This is a genomic window from Catenulispora yoronensis (genome assembly GCF_039531695.1).
GTDB classification, from domain to species: domain Bacteria; phylum Actinomycetota; class Actinomycetes; order Streptomycetales; family Catenulisporaceae; genus Catenulispora; species Catenulispora yoronensis.
This window is the reverse complement of sequence record NZ_BAAAQN010000139.1, coordinates 1-1,421: the sequence shown is the minus strand read 5'-3', so window position 1 is coordinate 1,421 and position 1,421 is coordinate 1. Positions and strand designations below refer to the sequence as shown.

The 1,421-nt window shown below is 66.1% G+C and carries 1 protein-coding gene; it reads left to right on the top strand.

Going from position 1 to position 1,421, the window contains the following annotated elements:
- The first annotated feature begins 338 nt into the window (after positions 1–338).
- Positions 339–1,391: an IS110 family RNA-guided transposase gene (locus ABD481_RS46370; protein ID WP_344672316.1), complete on the top strand. Its 1,053-nt coding sequence runs from the start codon at positions 339–341 to the stop codon at positions 1,389–1,391.
- Positions 1,392–1,421: the final 30 nt, after the last annotated feature.

The following is a 1,421-nucleotide window of genomic DNA, read 5'->3' as shown; positions in this document are numbered from 1 at the left end:
ATGCGAGCCTTGACACCGCCTGGGCGGCGCGATTGGCTACGCCCGCCGACGCGACAGTCAGTCATGATGGTCTGGGCACTGCGGCCTCGGGTCTGACCCGCGACGCGATCGACACCCCGGCCCTTCTTGCTTCGCCGGGGTTGTCCTACTTCCGATCTGTCGGCCCAGGGGTTGTGGTGCCGCTGCTCGCCCGGCACAGCCGGACGGGTGGATGTGACCTTATAGGAGCCTGGCCTAGAGGCCCCCTGACTGTCCTGTCCACCCACCCGACCGGCATGCCCGCCCCGCACTGTCAAGGTCGAAGGACGGACCACACCATCATGACGCACCCGCCCACGATGCAGCTGTTCGCCGGCGTGGACACCCACGCCGACACCCACCACGCCGCAGTGATCGACCAACTGGGCCGGCACCTGGCCGACGCCGGATTCCCCGCCACCACCACCGGCTACCACGCCCTGCAAACATGGCTAGCCCGAATCGGTGACATAACCGCCATCGGAGTGGAAGGCACCGGCTCCTACGGCGCCGGCCTGACCCGCCACCTGCACGCCGCCGGACTCACCGTGATCGAAGTCAACCGGCCCGACCGCAAAGCACGACGCAACCACGGCAAATCCGACCCGATCGACGCCTACGCCGCAGCCGCCGCCGTCGCCTCCGGCCGCGCCACCGCAACCCCCAAAACCGGCGACGGCACCGTGGAAGCCATCCGAGTATTGAAGATCGCCCGCACCTCGGCGGTGAAAGACCGCACCGCCACCATCAACCAAATCCGCACCCTGCTCATCACCGCCCAGGAATCCCTACGCACCCCCACCACACACCTGAACACCACCGCACTGATCACCCACCTGTCCCGGCTACGACCCGGAACCGACCCAGCCAACCAGCCACTCAACGCCACCAAAACCGCGCTACGGGCACTGGCACGCCGCTACCAACTCCTCCACCAACAAACCACCGAACTCGATAAGCAAATCGGCACCCTGATCCAAGCCACCAACCCCGAACTACTCCAGGTCTACGGCGCCGGCGTGGAAACCGCCTCACAACTACTCATCACCGCCGGCGACAACCCCCAACGACTGCGCACCGCCGCCTCCTTCGCCGCCCTATGCGGCGTCGCACCCATCCCGGCAACCTCCGGCAAAACCAGCCACCGCCACCGCCTCTGCCGCGGCGGAGACCGCCAAGCCAACCGCGCCCTACACACCATCGCCCTCACCCGCATGAGCCACGACCCACGCACCCGCGCCTACACCACCCGCCGCACCGCCGAAGGACTATCCAAAAAAGACATCATGCGCTGCCTCAAACGCTACATAGCCAACGAAATCCACCGCATCCTCACCCACCAAAACACCACACAACCAACCCCCACACCTTGACATAGGAGCATCGGAAAGACCGGAACCGAA